The sequence below is a fragment of the Parafrankia sp. BMG5.11 genome, assembly GCF_004337455.1.
Genome location: NZ_SJXI01000044.1, coordinates 1 through 16,016, shown reverse-complemented (window position 1 = coordinate 16,016; position 16,016 = coordinate 1). Strand labels below are relative to the sequence as shown.

12 protein-coding genes are annotated in these 16,016 nt (G+C 74.8%); 7 read left to right on the top strand and 5 right to left on the bottom strand.

All coding sequences use genetic code 11. The annotated features are described in order from the left end of the window. Window positions 1-203: 203 nt before the first annotated feature. From larB to E0504_RS27480, 3 genes are all read right to left on the bottom strand, one after another. Window positions 204-1,013 carry a nickel pincer cofactor biosynthesis protein LarB gene (gene larB, locus E0504_RS27490; protein ID WP_112105637.1) on the bottom strand — a complete coding sequence of 270 codons (810 nt, stop codon included), beginning with the start codon at window positions 1,011-1,013 and terminating at the stop codon, window positions 204-206. Window positions 1,014-1,151: 138 nt separating this feature from the next. Beyond that, entirely contained in the window at window positions 1,152-2,093 is a 942-nt protein-coding gene (locus E0504_RS27485; RefSeq protein ID WP_112105636.1) for an aminoglycoside phosphotransferase family protein, read from the bottom strand. Window positions 2,094-2,136: 43 nt separating this feature from the next. Beyond that, window positions 2,137-3,498: a hypothetical protein gene (locus E0504_RS27480; protein ID WP_131626082.1), complete on the bottom strand. Its 1,362-nt coding sequence runs from the start codon at window positions 3,496-3,498 to the stop codon at window positions 2,137-2,139. A 1,049-nt stretch (window positions 3,499-4,547) separates the two neighbouring features. Here E0504_RS27480 and E0504_RS27475 point away from each other — a divergent pair. The 7 genes from E0504_RS27475 (at window position 4,548) to E0504_RS27445 (ending at window position 13,954) form a co-directional block, all read left to right on the top strand. Beyond that, window positions 4,548-5,537 (top strand): GNAT family N-acetyltransferase, encoded by a 990-nt coding sequence (locus E0504_RS27475; protein WP_131626081.1) that lies wholly within the window; start codon window positions 4,548-4,550, stop codon window positions 5,535-5,537. After that, window positions 5,534-6,448 carry a dihydropteroate synthase gene (folP, locus tag E0504_RS27470; protein WP_071064015.1) on the top strand — a complete coding sequence of 305 codons (915 nt, stop codon included), beginning with the start codon at window positions 5,534-5,536 and terminating at the stop codon, window positions 6,446-6,448. The genes E0504_RS27475 and folP overlap by 4 nt, the downstream gene beginning before the upstream one ends. Beyond that, window positions 6,445-7,464, top strand: coding sequence for a 2-amino-4-hydroxy-6-hydroxymethyldihydropteridine diphosphokinase (gene folK, locus E0504_RS27465; protein ID WP_131626080.1), 1,020 nt, complete (start codon window positions 6,445-6,447; stop codon window positions 7,462-7,464). The genes folP and folK overlap by 4 nt, the downstream gene beginning before the upstream one ends. Next, window positions 7,461-7,898: a DUF3180 domain-containing protein gene (locus tag E0504_RS27460; protein ID WP_071063927.1), complete on the top strand. Its 438-nt coding sequence runs from the start codon at window positions 7,461-7,463 to the stop codon at window positions 7,896-7,898. Before folK ends, E0504_RS27460 begins: the two co-directional genes overlap by 4 nt. A gap of 1,089 nt (window positions 7,899-8,987) precedes the next feature. Then, window positions 8,988-9,398: a hypothetical protein gene (locus E0504_RS27455; RefSeq protein ID WP_112105143.1), complete on the top strand. Its 411-nt coding sequence runs from the start codon at window positions 8,988-8,990 to the stop codon at window positions 9,396-9,398. A 143-nt stretch (window positions 9,399-9,541) separates the two neighbouring features. After that, window positions 9,542-12,166 carry a helicase C-terminal domain-containing protein gene (locus tag E0504_RS27450; protein WP_131626138.1) on the top strand — a complete coding sequence of 875 codons (2,625 nt, stop codon included), beginning with the start codon at window positions 9,542-9,544 and terminating at the stop codon, window positions 12,164-12,166. Window positions 12,167-12,316: 150 nt separating this feature from the next. Next, the gene (locus E0504_RS27445; RefSeq protein ID WP_112109129.1) at window positions 12,317-13,954 is read left to right on the top strand and encodes a DNA repair helicase XPB; all 1,638 of its coding nucleotides are present in this window, start codon (window positions 12,317-12,319) and stop codon (window positions 13,952-13,954) included. A 40-nt stretch (window positions 13,955-13,994) separates the two neighbouring features. On the opposite strand, the gene E0504_RS27440 is transcribed toward E0504_RS27445, so the two are convergent. Together E0504_RS27440 and E0504_RS27435 are read right to left on the bottom strand one after the other, a co-directional pair. Further along, window positions 13,995-14,588: a Uma2 family endonuclease gene (locus tag E0504_RS27440; RefSeq protein ID WP_012157618.1), complete on the bottom strand. Its 594-nt coding sequence runs from the start codon at window positions 14,586-14,588 to the stop codon at window positions 13,995-13,997. 741 nt (window positions 14,589-15,329) lie between these two features. Beyond that, window positions 15,330-16,016 (bottom strand): TCP-1/cpn60 chaperonin family protein (locus E0504_RS27435; RefSeq protein WP_306769273.1); only part of this gene is annotated, 687 nt, incomplete at its 5' end.

Sequence of the window (16,016 nt, the reverse complement as noted above, 5' to 3'; positions counted from 1 at the left end):
CCAGGACTCACCCAGCCGCCACGCATCGTCGGATGGCGGTATCCCGCCTGCCCAGGGCCGCACCCGCCGGGTCCGGGTCCGGGTCCGGGCCGCGGGCTGCCGACGGCCCTGGGCCTCGGCACCGGCCCGGCGGCTCGGCTCGGCACCGGGGCGAGAGGAACAGGCGAGAGTGGTCGTGGCGCCGAGTCGGTTCCGACTCGGTACTAGGCCCGGCGGGCGACCCGGGCGGCGAACAGGCCCGCGCCGAACCCGTTGTCGATGTTGCACACCGCGATGCCTGGTGCGCAGGAGGTGAGCATTCCCAGCAGGGCCGCGAGCCCGCCGAAGCTCGCGCCGTACCCGACGCTGGTCGGCACGGCCACCAGGGGTACGCCGACCAGCCCGCCGATCACGCTCGGCAGGGCGCCCTCCATTCCGGCGATCACGACCAGGCAGTCGGCGCTGTCCAGGACCGGCCGCGCGGCCAGGACGCGGTGCAGGCCGGCGACACCGACGTCGCGGACCATCTCCACACCCGCGCCGGCGGCCTCCGCCGTCATGGCGGCCTCCTCGGCGACGGGTGCGTCCGAGGTGCCGGCGGCGACGATCACGACCCGGCCGCGGGGCTCCGGCAGCGGGCCGACTACCACCGTCGCCGGCCGCTCGTCGCCCGAGGCCGAGGCCGAGGCCGAAGCCGAGGAGCTGACCCGCGCGTCGGGCCAGCGTTCGCGCAGCGCCGCCACGGTGGCCGCTCCGGCCCGGGTGACCAGCGTGGGCGTCCCGACTCCCGAGGCCCGGCGGAGCGTCTCGACGATGCCGACCGTCTCCGCCGCGGTCTTGCCCGCGCCGTAGACCACCTCAGGATCACCGGTGCGGATCCCGCGGTGGGTGTCCACGCGCGCGTAGCCGAGGTCGGCGAAACCCGAGCCGTCGCCGCCGAGCGGCCCCGCGATCAGCGCCGCGGCGGCATCCTCGGGATCGACCTGGCCGCTCGACACGGCCTTCAGCAGCGTCCGGAGGCGTTCGGAGTCCATGGGCCGATGCTGCCAGGGCAACGGCGGGCAGCGGTCCGCCGCCGGGGGCGGACCGCTGCGGGTGACGGTCGGCCGCGGGCGGCCGCGCCGTGTTGCCGCTTCCGAGGCCCTCCACCAGCGCCGGCACCGGCGTTGACGTCAGCGATAAGGGGTCCAGACCGTCTGGTCGGAGCCCGAGCGGAGGCTGCCCACCCTGACCGCGAACTGGGCCGCGGCCGTCGGGCTGCTGGCGAGGATCGGGACGACGCTCGTCACCAGCTTCAGCTCGCGCACGGAGCGCAGCACCCCGAACCCCTCCCAGGCGGTGACGTCGAATCCGTAGGCGCGGGCCAGCTCGAGCTGCGGCGTGGGCGGGCGGCCGAAGCGCAGCGTGCCCACCGCCACCGGGACAAGATCCCACTCCGCCGGCCCCTGGCAGGTCGCGTCGAAGTCGCAGATCACGACCTCGCCCGTCGCCGACCGGATGAGGTTGCCCAGGTGCGCGTCCCCGTGGACGACGGTGCGCGGCAACGCGTACCGCACGGTCGCGAGCGCCTCGTCCACCCGCAGCGCGAGATTCTCCAGGAACCGCCGGTCGTCGACGCCGAGCCCCTCGGCGTCGGAGAGTCGCCGCCGGACGTCGTCGAGCGGGTCCCACACCGGCAGCGGCGGATCGGGCGGTGGCAGGGCGTGCAGCCGGCGCAGGATGGCCGCCAGATCCCGGGCGCCAGCGGCTCCACCGGCCCCGCCGGGAGCCGCGGGCGCGCCGGTGGGAGGGGCCGCGTCGACCCAGACGGTGGCGACGTGCCCGTCCACGGTGATCGGGGCGGACAGGCCGGGGAACAGCCGGACCGCCGGCATCTCGTGCTCGGCGAGCCAGCGCGCGACCCGCACGACCTTCTCGACCCGGTGGTTCATCGCGGTGGAGCTGGCGATGCGCACGACCGCCGCCTCGCGGGGCAGCCGGTACACCGCGTTCACGGTCAGCTTGATCGGCTCGGCGTCGCGGTCGTCCAGGCCGACGCTCGAACAGATGCGACCGAGCGCGCGCCGCGACCGCTGCGCGCTGAAGCGCCCGGCGACACCTGGTTCGGGATCCACGGATCGGCCTCCGAGCGCGGGCCGGCCACGCCCGGCACCAGTACTAGAGATCCAGTGTCGGTGCCGGGACGGCGCCGGGATCAGGGCGCTGGCCCGATGCCGAGCGCTGCCATTCCCGCACGAGTGCGGCCAGCTCCCTGACCTGGCGCACCTCGCCGTGCGGGGTGGTGGCGGCGAGCAGTTGGTCGGCCCGGCTGGAGACCGAGGCGACCGTGCGCCCCCAGGAGATGCCGATCGCGTCGGTCGCGAGCTCGCAGACGCCGTCGAGCTCGAGCCGGCCCTGGCGGGCCATCGCCAGGGCGAGGTCGAACCGGATCACCGACCGGAAGCCGGGCGCGTTCATCGCGTCCAGCTTCGGCAGCGCCAGCTCGGCGTGCTCCTGGGCGGCACGCGGCCGGCCGAGCAGGCAGAGCGCGGTGGTCGCGTTGTAGGAGACCTCGACCGGGTGGAACGTGTCGAAGCTGGGTCCAGGCCGGCCCCAGCGGTCCGCCGGGATGGCGTCGGCCAGGTCGTAGGCGTGGTCGAGGCTGCCGGCCGCGCCGCGGACGTCTCCCATCGCCGCCAGCGCGCGGGCCTCCTGGCACACCAGCCGGGCCCGGACGGGGCCGGAGCCCACGTGCCGCAGGCCGTCCCGGGCGAGGCGCAGGGCCTCGCCGGGACGCCCGCCGTAGAACTCGTTGACGGCCCCGACCTCGCGCGCGGAGCCGCACAGCGGGCCGTCGCCGGCCTCGAGGCCGGCCGCGTAGCCGTCGGCGGTGAGCTGGCGGGCGGAGGCGACGTCGCCCTGCTTGAAGGCCGCGTCGGCGCCGAGCACCGCGACCCGGCCGGCGAGCACGAGCAGCCGGCGGGAGTCCTCCGTGGCCATGGACCGGCGGCCGAGCCGCTCCAGGCCGCGCCGGAGCCGGGCCGTGCGCGCGCGCACGTGGGCGGGGGGGACCACCTCGTGGGTGTTGACCAGCTCGCCCAGCGCCTCGTTCGCGCGCTCGAGGGCGAGCTGTACCGGGCTGGCCGCGAGCACGTCCGCCACCTCCATGATCTGGCTCTGGGCGAGCAGCGCGCCCACGACGGCGGCCCCCGCGCACCGGTGGAACCGCCTGCGGTCAGCGGTGGCCCCCGCCACCTCGCGCTCGCCCGCGGAGCGGATCTCCTCCGCGGACCAGGCCTCGCCCGCGGAGCGGATATCGCCAGCTGGGGCGGGGGTTGGGGGCGGCGGGGCGGCCGCGCGGAGGCGCCCGGGGAGCTCTGGGTGCTCTGGGTGCTCGGTCGTGTCCTCCGGCACCTGCCGGCGCGGGGGCTCGGCCGGGTAGTCCTCGGGCCGGTCGTCCGGGGGAGTGCGGGCCGGGGGGATGAAGATCTCGTCGAATGCCGGCGCTGCCAGCGGTGGGAGTCCGTCCGACTGCGGCATGCCCTGATCCCTCCTGTGCGTCACGATGGGCGTTCGTGACCTTGCACTGTCAAGCTAGTGACAGCAAACCGACCGCGGCGAGGCATCGATGCAAGGGCACCGGACGGACCACGGTGATCGTGCTCGTCGTCCTGGTGCGGGGCCGCGATCAACCGGGGCCGGGTGGCCGGCGGGCTGGTGCTCATCACGTGCGAACGCCGATGCTCGTGCGGATGGCCGTCCAACGATTGCGTCGTGCGGATGACATCGCCGGACGGCGGGTGCGGTTGTCGGGTGCACATGCCGATGCTACGGCGCTTGCGTGTCAGAAAGTGACGACCTTGCGTCACAGACATGTGGCTTGGTCAGTTTGTGTGAGGAATGTCCGAAACATGGGAGTTTGTGGGGCGAGTTGAGCTGGCCCGCCGTGGAAGCTTCCGGCGAAGGATCTACTCTGAGGATCGGTCCCCGCGCGATGTTCTTTCCCTTGTGGGGTATCTATAACGTTTTATCTTCGTCCGTGATCGGCCTGTCGGTCGGTCGCTGGGTCGGGTCGGTCGAGCCCACTGGGCGCCCCGGCCGCTCGCGCGTGTCCAGGAGTGACGAAGCTCCCGTTTTCGTCCAGGAGTGACGAAGCTCCCGTTTTCTGAGTGTGGGTGGGACGCATGGCGATCGGTCGTCTCCGGACGGACCCGCGCGCCGCGCCGGCGGCCGCCGGCGCGGCGACTTCGCGTGGTCCGGTGGCCTCGCGCGGGCGGGCGGGCTCGGTGGCACCGGCCGAGCGGCCTGCCAGGCCGTTCGTGCCGTCCAGGACCCCCGCGATGCCACTCGGAGTCGCCGTGTCGCCGCTCATCGTGGCGCCGGGGCGTGCCGGCGGGCCGATGATGCCGTCCGCGTCGGCGGTGGTCCCGTTCGGGGGAGCCGGCTCGGTAGCCTCATCCTCGTGGTCGAAGTGTCCGCGAGGTGGCCCCGAGGTGTGCCGGCGTGCCCGTCCGGTGTCTCCGGCCACCCGGAAACGAGAACCCGTCGCGTGGCGGGCGCGCCGGGGTGGCTGCGCGTCCGGGGGCCCCGTGACCGCTGATCCGGCGAGTGTCGCGGGTGGCGATGCGCTGGTCGCGCCGAAGCGCGTGCTGCCCCCGGAGGACGTCGAGCTGGCCCGCGAGCTTGAGGAGGTCGCACACCGCGCCTGGCCGCCGCTGCGCGAGCGGACCCACGGCGGGTGGGTGCTGCGGGAGTCTGCGGGCTCCTCCCGCCGGGGTAACTCGGTGTGGGCCCGCGGCGACGTCCCCGACCTGGCCGCGGCGCTGCGCGCGGTCCACTCCTTCTACACGGCGGCCGGCCTGCCGCCGACGTTCCAGATCACCCCGGTGGTCCGGCCCGCCGGCCTGCTCGACGCGCTGGACGCCGCGGGTTATGACGACGGCGGCCCGACCGACGTCTGCGTCGCTCCCCTGGCCGCCCTGCGCGCGCCCCGACCGGACGCCGCGGAGCACCGCCCCGGGCCGGCGGGCGGGCCGGGCGCCGACCGCCGCGTCGAGTCCGCCGCCGCCGACCTGCCCGACGAGCGCTGGCTCGCGGTGGCGGGGGACGTCCTGGCCACGTTCGCCGGCCAGCGCGTCGGCACGCTCGCGGTGGTTCGCGCGATGGAGCTGCCCCAGCGCTACGTGACGGTCTTCGTCGACGGCCGTCCGGTCGGCGTCGGGCGCGGGGTCCTGGACGGCAGCTGGCTCGGGATCTACAGCATGGCCACCCTCCCGGCCGCCCGTGGCGTGGGCGTCGCCGGCCGCACGCTCGCCGAGCTCGCGCACTGGGCCGGGGCGCGGGGGGCCGAGCGCGCCTACCTCCAGGTCGAGCGGCACAGCGTGGTGGCGCGCGGGCTCTACGCCCGACGCGGGTTCCGTCCCGTCTACGGGTACAGCTACCGGCGACTGCCGGCACCGTCCGGGCTCCAGCGCAGCGCCGTGGCGCCCCGCGCGGCGACGGAGAACGTGGCATCGGAAAACGTGGCATCGGCGTGGCCTGCGGCCGGCCGAGCCGGCGGCGGGACGGCCAGCCGATGACCGGACCCCATGACAACCTGTTCGCCCCGGACGCCCCGACCCGGGTGATGGGCGTCGTCAACGTCACACCGGACTCGTTCTCCGACGGCGGCGCCTACCCGGATCCGCACGACGCCGTCCGGGCCGCGCAGCTCATGATCGAGCAGGGTGCGGACGTCATCGACGTCGGCGGCGAGTCGACCCGTCCCGGAGCGCCGCGCGTGGTGGCCAGCGAGGAGCTGCGCCGGGTGCTCCCGGTGGTGGCCCAGCTCGCCTCGGCCGGCGTCCCGGTGAGCGTGGACACGAGCCGCGCCTCGGTCGCCTCCGCGGCCGTGGACGCCGGCGCCCTGCTGGTCAACGACGTCTCCTGCGGCCGGAACGCGGAGCTGCTGCACATCGTCGCCGACCGCGGCGTCCACTACGTGCTGATGCACTCCCGCGGGTCCAGCACGGACATGGCCGCCCACGCGGTCTACAACGATGTGGTGACCGACGTGGTGGGCGAGCTCGCCGCCCGGCTGGACGTCGTCCTGGCGGCCGGCGTGGCGGAGGACAAGGTGATCATCGACCCGGGCATCGGGTTCGCGAAGACGCCGGCGCACAACTGGGCGCTGCTGGCGAACCTCGGCGCCGTCGCCTCCCTCGGCCGGCCGCTGCTCGTCGGCACCTCGCGCAAGTCGTTCCTCGGCGCGGCGGTGAGCGGCCCGGGCGAGCTGCCCCGCCCGCCGGACGAGCGCGACGACGCCACCCAGGCCACGACCGCTCTGCTGGCGGACGCCGGGGTCTGGGCGGTGCGGGTGCACGCGGTCCGCCCCGCGGTGGACGCCGTCCGCGTGGTGCGGGCCTGGCAGCAGGCCGCCCGCGCCTCCGGGGCCGGCCGGCCCCGCGCGGCCGTGTCCGGTAGCGCCCCCGCGGCTGGACCATCCCGATGACCGCTCCGACCGGCGGTGTCCCGGCGGGCGGTGCAGCGGCAGACGCGGCCCGGCTCGACCGGATCGCCCTGACCGGCCTGCGCGTGCACGGCCGGCACGGGGTGCTGCCCGCGGAACGGGAGCTCGGGCAGTTCTTCGTCGTCGACGCCACGCTCTGGCTGGACACCGGCCCGGCGGCGGCCACCGACGACCTCACCCTCACCGTGCACTACGGCGAGCTGGCGCAGGCCCTCGCCGACATCGTCGCCGGCGAGCCCGTCGAGCTGATCGAGACCCTGGCGCACCGGCTGGTCCGGGCCTGCCTGGCGGCCGACCCGCGGGTGGCCGCCGCCGAGGTGACCGTGCACAAGCCCGCCGCCCCGATCACCGTCGCGTTCACGGACGTCGCCGTGACGGTGGCCCGCTCCCGGGACGCCGCCGTGACCACGGGCCCTTCCCGGGAGGTGGCCGCGACGCGCTCCCGGGACGTCGCCATGGCCGCCGGGCCGTCCGCCGCGGGCGCGAGTGCGGGTGCGGGCGCGGGGCACGCGGTGGTCGCCATCGGTTCCAACATCGGCGACCGGCTCGCCCACCTGCGGGGCGCCGTCCGCGACCTGGACGCCGGGCTGGGCGTGCTCGCCGTCTCCGCCGTGTACGAGACCGAGCCGGTCGGCGGCCCCGAGCAGGACGACTACCTCAACGCGATCGTCCTGGTCGGCGCCGCGCCGCCGCACGACCTGCTCGCCGCGGCCCGCGCCGCCGAGCGGACCGCCGCGCGCGAGCGCACCATCCGCTGGGGCCCCCGCACGCTGGACGTCGACATCATCGCCTGCGGCGACACCCTCAGCGACGATCCGGAGATCCTGCTGCCGCACCCGCGGGCGCACGAACGCCTGTTCGTCTGCGTCCCCTGGCTGGACGTCGAACCGGACGCGATGCTGCCCGGGCACGGCCGGGTGGCGGAGCTGGTCGCGCGCCTCTCAGCGGTGCCGGGAGCGGCCGCGCTCCGGCGCACCCCGCACGGGCTCGGTCGGTGAGACCGACCCACATCCGTGATCTCCTCGCGATCGCGGTGGCGGTGGGGGCGCTCGTCTACGCGCTGTTGTGGTGGAGCTACCAGTCGCTCCCGCAGCTGCCGGCGACGGCGTCCGTCTCGGTACTGCTGGTCGGGCTGATCGAGCTGCAGACCGCGTCGCTGACCCGCCGCCGCCTCGCCGGCCGGCCGGGCACCCGCCCGATCCTGCCGCTGACCGTCGCCCGCCTCGCGGCGCTCGCCAAGGCGACGTCGGTCGTCGCCGCGGTGCTGGCCGGCGGGTGGACGGCCCTGCTCGCCTACACCGCCCCGCGGACCGACGAGTTCGGCACGGCGGGCGGGGACGCGCTGGCCGCCGGCCTGGGCCTGGGCGCGACGGTGGTCCTGCTGGCTGGTGGGCTCGTCCTCGAGCGCGTCTGCCGAATCCGCGACCACTGAGCGGACAACTCACTTCGGCTCACTTCGGCGGTGACCCTGCCGGGTTCCGTCGCCGGTTTCGCCGGCCGTAACTCGCTGTTGCCTGGGCGCTTGTCCATTGCGTGATTGGCCGGGCTACTCTGGGATGAGGTTGCTCGGATCTACCTCGACCAACGGCGTGCGTAGCTCGACTTGCCCAGGGTGCGGCAGAACCTGTCCTGAGTGTCATGGTTGTGGATGTCGCCGTCATCGTCGGTCTCGTCGTCGTGGCTACGTTGTCGGGTTCGCGTGGTGGGCGTGGCACGGCCGAGGTTGAACGGATCGACCAGGTCGGGGGGCGTCTGACGGGAAGGTGCGGGCGTGGTCGCTCAAGGCCGGGGTTCTCCCGCCGAGCCCGGTGCGGGCCGGGCTGGTGCAGGTGGCGGCACGGACCACGTCCCCTTCGAGGACGATCCGCGGCCTGGGGCGGGCCGTTCCGGGGGGGCTGTCAGTAATCCCACGCAGTCGGTCGGGGTGGGCCGTCCGCGGCAGGCCGGCGCCCGCCTGGTGACCTTCGGGAACCTGCGCACCGGCGGCCCGCGAACAGACCCGGGCGCGGCACCCCCGCCCGTTCCGCCGCAACCGGCCGCCCCGAGCTCTTCCCGCTTCTCGCCGGACGGCTTCCCGCCGGGTTACGGCCCACCGGCTGATGGCCCGCCAAGCCACGGTCCGGTCGGTTATGGTCCGCCGGTTTACGGCTCTCCGGGAGCCGGTCGTACCGGCGGCGATCCGTCCGGATTCGACCCCGCGGACATGGTGACCGCGCCGGCTACGGACGGCCCGGTAAGGCCGGCCCCCGCCGGCCCGCGCTCCGTCAGGCCGCAGCCCCCCGGGCCCCGGCGTGACCGGACGCCGCCGCCCTTCTCGTCCGGGGTGGACGATGACGAGCTCACGACGCGGCCGTCGGTGGGCCGGCCGCCGGGCCCCGCGAGGCCGTCCGGGCTGGAGCCCGTGAGAGCGGCTGGACCAGCGCCCGTGAGAGCGGCTGGACCAGCGCCCGTGAGAGCGGCTGGACCAGCGCCCGTGAGAGCGGCTGGACCAGCGCCCGTGAGAGCGGCCGGGCCGGGGCCCGTGAGAGCGGCCGGGCCGGCGCCGCGGAGGGCGGCCGGGCTGGAGCCCGTTAGCACCACGGGCTACCAGGAGCGGGTCGCCGATCATCTCCCCGACGGGTACTCCGTACCGGGCGCGGGGTACCGCGGGGTGCCGGACGAGGGCTACCGCCGGCCGGGTGAACTGCACGAGCTGCCCCGTCGGTTCGACCACGACCCCGACGAGGCGGACGTGCCCGCCCCCCGGCGCCGCCGGAACCCCGTGCTGACGCTGGTCAAGATTGTCCTGGTCGGCGCGATGATCGTCATCGGTGTCTCGGTGGGCCGTGTGCTGGCGCTGCCCGGCGATCAGGGCAGCCTGTCCCGCATGGCGGACTGGGCCCGCGACAACCACCTCTCGGTCGTCGTGGACCAGGTCGACCGCCTCCGGTGACCGATCCGCGAACGGACCCCCTCGATCCAACCGACAGTGCCGCTGAGCTGTGGGAAACCGTCGGCACGCCAGGCTCCGGGCAGGCGGCCTCCGGGCAGGTCCGCGCTTACACCCCGTCCGGCGAGGCGGCTACCGTCATCAGGATGTCCCCGTCGACAGGCCGGGTCCCGGGCCCGCCCGGAACGCTCGCCCACTGGCTGCGCGCCCTGCCGGACGACACCCTGGTCCGGCTGTTCAGACTCCGGCCCGATCTCGCCACCCCGCCCCCGCCGGACTTCGACATCCTCGCGGCGCGGCTGGAGATCCGCGGCAGCGTGAGCCGGGCGCTGGAGCGGCTGGACACCTTCACCCTCGAGGTCGTCCAGGCGCTGACGCTGCTGCCGAGCCCGGTCTCCGTGGCCGAGCTGACCGCCTTCTGCGGCGGGCTCGACCTGCGTGCCGCCCTCGAGAGCCTGCGGGAGCGACTCGTCGTCTGGGGCCCGGACGAGGCGTTGCGCCTGGTCGGCGTCGCCTTCGACCTGCTGGGTGAGCGTCCGCTCGGGTTGGGGCGGCCGGTGCGGGCGTGCCTGGCCGGCTACCGGCAGGCGCAGCTCGCCCGGCTGGCGGCGGCCGTGGGGCTGCCCGACGCGGTGTCCGACGGGTTGTCCGCCAGCTCGGGTGGCCTCGGCGACTCGGACGACTCCGATCTCGATCTCGACTCCGAATTCCACCTTGGTGCCGGCAGCCATCCCGTCCGGCGCGAGAGCATGATCGAGATGGTGTCGGCCGCCTTCGCGGACCCCCACCGCGTCGCCGCCCTGCTCGACGGGTGCTCGGCGCGGGCGCGGCGGCTGGCCGAACGGCTCGCTGCCGGCCCGGCGCTGGGTGCCACCAGCGACGCCGAACGTCTGCTGAGTGTGTCCTCCGCCCGCAGCCCCGTCGAGGAGCTGCTGGCCCGCGGGCTGCTCATCGGCATCGAGCCGGGCACCGTCGAGCTGCCCAGGGAGGTCGGCCTGGTGCTGCGCGGCGCCGACCAGGCCGGGCCGCTGCATCCCGAGCCGCCTGAGGTCACCGGCCGCGAGGTGGGGGCGGGCGCCGTCGACCCGGCCGCCGCGCTGGCCGCCGACGCGCTGGTCCGCGCGGTCACCACGCTGCTCACCGCCTGGGGGAGCACCCCGGTCACCCCGCTGCGCACCGGCGGGCTCAGCGTGCGCGACCTCAAGAACAGCGCCCGGCTGATGGACGTCCCCGAGACCGAGGCGGCCGTCGTCATCGAGGCGGCGGCCGCGGCCGGGCTGGTCGACCTGACACCCGGCACCGACGTCCAGTTCGTGCCGACCAACGTCTACGACCGGTGGTGCACCGAGACGGTGGCCATGCGGTGGGCCGTCCTCGCCGAAGGGTGGCTGCGCTCGCCGTCGGCGGCCTGGCTGGTCGGCGGGCGCGACGAGCGCGGCCGGCAGATCGCCGCGATGTCCCTCGACGCCCGCCGTCCCGGCGCCCCGGACCTGCGCGCCGATGTGCTGCGCGCCGTCGCCGCCGCGGCGGAGGGCGTCGCGCCCACCCCCGAGTCGGTGCGCGCCCGCCTGGCCTGGCGTTCCCCGCGCCGGACGGGCCCGCTGCTCGACGGGATGATCGGCGGGACGCTCACCGAGGCCGAGGTGGTCGGGTTCACCGGGCGTGGCGCGCCCAGCACCCTCGGGCGGCTCGTCGCGCGCCGGCTCGCCGCCGCCGAGGCCGACGACCCGGGGCGTGGCTCCGGCAGGTCCCCGGCGGCCGACGAGGGGCTGTGTCGCCTGCTCGCCGACGCGATGGCCCCGCTGCTGCCCGAACCCGTCGAGGAACTGCTCATCCAGACCGACCTGACGGCCGTCGCCCCCGGCCCGCTCGTGCCGCGGGTCGCCGCCGAACTGTCCCGGATGGCCGACATCGAGTCCGCGGGCGCGGCCACCGTGTACCGCTTCACCGAGAGCTCGCTGCGGCGCGCGATGGACGCCGGCAGCTCCGCCGACGACCTCCACGACCTGCTGGGCCACCTCGCCCGTGGCGGCGTCCCGCAGTCGCTGACCTACCTGATCGACGACACGGCCCGCCGGCACGGACGGCTGCGGTCCGGGCCGGCCGCCTCCTACCTGCGCTGCGACGACACCGCGCTGCTCACCGAGGTCGTCGCGTCCCGGCGCACCCAGGCCCTCGCGATGCGCCGGGTGGCCCCGACGATCGTCATCTCCTCCCTGCCGGTGTCCGACCTGCTGGAAGGACTGCGCGCGGCCGGTTTCGCCCCGGTGGCGGAGGCCCCGGACGGGCGCATTGTGCTGGCCCGCCCGGAGGCGTACCGCACCCCCGCCCGCGCCCGCCCGCCCGCCGCGGAGTCCGTCCCGACCAGGTCGAACCAGCTGCGCGACGTCGTCCGTCTGGTGCGCCGGGGCGACGACAGCACCCGCGCCGCGCGGGCGGCTCAGGACGCCGCGGGGGCGCAGCTCGGGCTCGCACGCTCCGCCCCGGTGATCCTGGTGATGCTGCAGGGCGCGGTCCGGGACCGCCGGCGCGTCCTGCTCGGCTATGTCAACCAGCAGGGGACTCCCAGCGACCGGGTCGTGCGCCCGACGCTGCTGGAGGGCGGTTGGCTCACCGCGTGGGACGAGCGCAGCGAGGCTCCCCGCCGCTTCGCCCTGCACCGGGTGACCGGGGTGGCCGACATCGACGACCCGTTCGGCGGCCCGCCGGTGCCCGACGTCGGCGACTGGGTGGTTCCGCCGGCGGCCGACGACCTGCCCGGCCCGCGCTGACCGGTCGGGTCGTACCCGTACGCTGGTGGCGGGCCCGTGGTGACTGCGCGGCGGGCTGACGGAGGGTACCTGCCGCCGCCGGTTGTATCGACGGGTGCCGGTCGTACCGACGGGCGCGGTGGCGCGGAACACGCGGAAGGCGGTGGCGGCTTGCCGGATGGTCCCCTGATCGTCCAGTCGGACAAGACCCTCCTGCTGGAGGTCGATCACCCGCTCGCCCCGGAGGCACGGGCGTCGATCGCGCCGTTCGCGGAGCTGGAGCGCTCGCCCGAGCACGTGCACACCTACCGGGTGACGCCGCTCGCGCTGTGGAACGCCCGCGCGGCCGGGCACGACGCCGAGCAGGTCGTCGACGCCCTCGTCCGCTACTCGAGGTACGCCGTCCCGAACGCGCTGCTGGTCGACGTCGCCGACACGATGGACCGTTACGGGCGCCTCCGGCTGGAGAACGACCCCGTGCACGGCCTGGTGATGCGCGCGCTGGACAGGGCCGTCCTCACCGAGGTGACCAGGTCCAAGCGGGTCGCCCCGATGCTCGGCGCCCGGGTCGACGACGACACCGTGATCGTGCACCCGTCCGAGCGCGGCCGGCTCAAGCAGGCGCTGCTCAAGGTCGGCTGGCCCGCCGAGGATCTCGCCGGCTACGTCGACGGCGAGAAGCACGAGATCGTGCTGCGCGAGGAGGGGTGGTCCCTGCGGGACTACCAGAAGGGCGCGGTGGCCGGCTTCTGGGAGGGCGGCTCCGGTGTCGTGGTCCTTCCCAGCGGCGCGGGCAAGACGGTCGTCGGCGCCGCGGCGATGGCCCGCGCCGGCGCGACCACGCTGATCCTGGTCACCAACACCGTCGCCGGTCGGCAGTGGCGCACCGAGCTGCTGCGGCGGACCACGCTGACCGAGGACGAGATCGGCGAGTACTCCGGCGAGCGTAAGGAGATCCGTCCCGTCACCATCGCCACGTACCAGGTGATGACGGCCCGCCGGAAGGGCGAGTACCTGCACCTGGAGCTGTTCGGCGCGCGTGACTGGGGCCTGATCGTCTATGACGAGGTCCACCTGCTGCCCGCCCCGGTCTTCCGGATGACGGCGGACATCCAGTCCCGCCGTCGCCTGGGGCTGACCGCCACGCTCATCCGCGAGGACGGCCGCGAGGGGGACGTGTTCTCCCTCATCGGGCCGAAGCGCTACGACGCTCCGTGGCGCGATATCGAGGCCCAGGGCTGGATCGCGCCGGCGGAGTGCACGGAGGTCCGGGTCACCCTCACCGACGACGAGCGGATGACCTACGCCGTCGCCGAGCCGGAGGAGCGGTACAAGGTCTGCTCCACCGCGCACAGCAAGAGCCTGGTCGTGCGCCGGCTCGTCGAGCGCCACGCCGACGACCGGGTGCTGGTCATCGGCGCCTACCTGGACCAGCTCGACGAGCTGGGGCGCCTGCTCGACGCGCCGGTGATCCAGGGCTCCACTCGCAACAAGGAACGCGAGCGGCTCTTCGAGGCCTTCCGGACCGGCGAGATCACGACGCTGGTCGTGTCGAAGGTCGCCAACGTCTCCATCGACCTGCCGGAGGCCGGGGTGGCCATCCAGGTCAGCGGCACCTTCGGTTCCCGCCAGGAGGAGGCCCAGCGCCTCGGCCGGGTGCTGCGGCCCAAGGCGGACGGCCGCTCCGCGCACTTCTACACCGTGGTCTCCCGGGACACCCTCGACCAGGAGTACGCCGCGCACCGTCAGCGCTTCCTGGCCGAGCAGGGCTACGCCTACACCATCGTCGACGCCGACGACGTGGCCTGACCCACGTCGGCCGACCGACGTGGCCTGACGGCCGGGATGGTCAGTCGTCGGGCGGGTCGATGAGCTCGGCCGGGGTCACCGTCACCGGGAACGGCCGCAGGACGCTGAGCTCCTCGTCGCCGCACACGATGCCGGCCGGCACGTAGTCGCGGCCGACCAGTTCGAACGCCTCGATCGTCGCCGAATCCGGGTCGACGAGCCAGCACACGGGGACCCCGTGCTCCCGGTACACGTCGAGCTTCAGCGTGCGGTCATAGCGGCGGGTGCTGGCGTCGGCGACCTCGACCACGCCGAACGGCGTCTCGGTGATCCGCCGCCGGTCGGGGTCGCCGACCGCGACCACGGCCACGTCCGGCACGAGCAGGCACCGGGGCGACAGCTCGACCTGGACGCCGGTGAACACCTGTGCGCCCGAAGTCGCCGCCTGGGCGAGCAGCGCCCGCAGCCGATCGGTGACCCGGGCCCGCAGCGGAGTCGGCCAGGGGCGGGTGACACACAGCCCGTCGAGCACCTCGACGCGCGCGTCCTCCAGGGCCGTCGCGTCGAGATCCGCGACGGACACCGGTGGGGCCGGCAGCGTAAGGGTCGGGCGGTGGGATCGCAGTGGGGTGGGAGCCTGAACCACAGTGCTCATCGTGCCTGTTGCTCCGTCCGCTGTCGAAGGTGTGGGTGTCGACCCGCCGATGACGCACGTCGGCGCGCCGGGGCGCAGCCGTCCGGTTGTCGTCTGCCAGTGCTCCCCCGATGATCCTCCGTGGACGGACTTGCGGCCGCGCGGCGAGGTTGGGACGCCCACGGATTGTCCGGGTCGTCCGGGCCGGGCGCTTCGGACCGCCGAGCACCCGATGGTGCTTGCCGCACTGGCTCCTTCGGTGTGGGAGAAGCGGTCCGATAACGGGGCCTAAGTCCAGAAAGGTCGATTTCATACCCGTGATCTATGTCCTGGTGAAGCGCCGACCTCTTGTTGATCTAATTACTCCCTGGTAACTTCACGTCCAGTCGATCAGGGCTGGCTCATCCGGCCCGGGACCGACCGGGGCGACTCTTTGCGGTATCCCTTCTCCGGCCGCCTGGGAGCGGCTGGAGGGAGATTCCGTGGGGGACGCCTCGCACCGCGGGAACTGACCGCGCCGGCTCCGTCCCCAATCGGCGCATCCCGCGGGCGGTCACCCGCCGCCGTGGCACCTCCCACCCGGCGGCTGGGTGACCGACTACCACGCCCCCCGGACCACCACGCCCCCGGACCACCGTCCCCGCTCGAGCTTCCGGGCTGCCGGCGGAAGAGGCCCCGGGCTGCCCGGAAACGCCGAAGGGCGGCCCCGGCCATGGCCGGAACCGCCCTTCTGTGCTCGCCAGAGAGCGTGGGGGAGAGGACTCAGAAGTCCATCTCGCCGCCGCCGCCCGGCATGGCCGGGGCCTTGTCCTTCTCCGGCTTGTCCGCGATGACGGCCTCGGTGGTGAGGAAGAGGCCGGCGATCGACGCGGCGTTCTGCAGCGCCGAGCGGGTGACCTTCGCCGGGTCGATGATCCCGGTGGCGACCATGTCGACGTACTCGCCGGTCGCCGCGTTCAGGCCGTGCCCGGTCGGGAGGTTGCGCACCTTCTCGACCACGACGCCGCCCTCGAGACCGCTGTTGAACGCGATCTGCTTGATCGGCGCCTCCAGGGCGAGACGGACGATGTTCGCACCGGTGGCCTCGTCGCCGGAGAGGTCGAGCTTCTCGAAGGCGCTGGTCGCGGCCTGCAGGAGCGCGACGCCACCGCCGGCGACGATGCCCTCCTCGACCGCGGCCTTCGCGTTCGAGACGGCGTCCTCGATGCGGTGCTTCTTCTCCTTGAGCTCGACCTCGGTGGCCGCGCCGACCTTGATGACCGCGACGCCGCCGGCGAGCTTGGCCAGGCGCTCCTGGAGCTTCTCGCGGTCGTAGTCGGAGTCGGACTTCTCGATCTCGTTGCGGATCTGGCTGACCCGCCCCGCGATCTGGTCCGCGTCGCCGGCACCCTCGACGATGGTGGTCTCGTCCTTGGTGATGACGACCTTGCGGGCGCGGCCGAGCAGGTC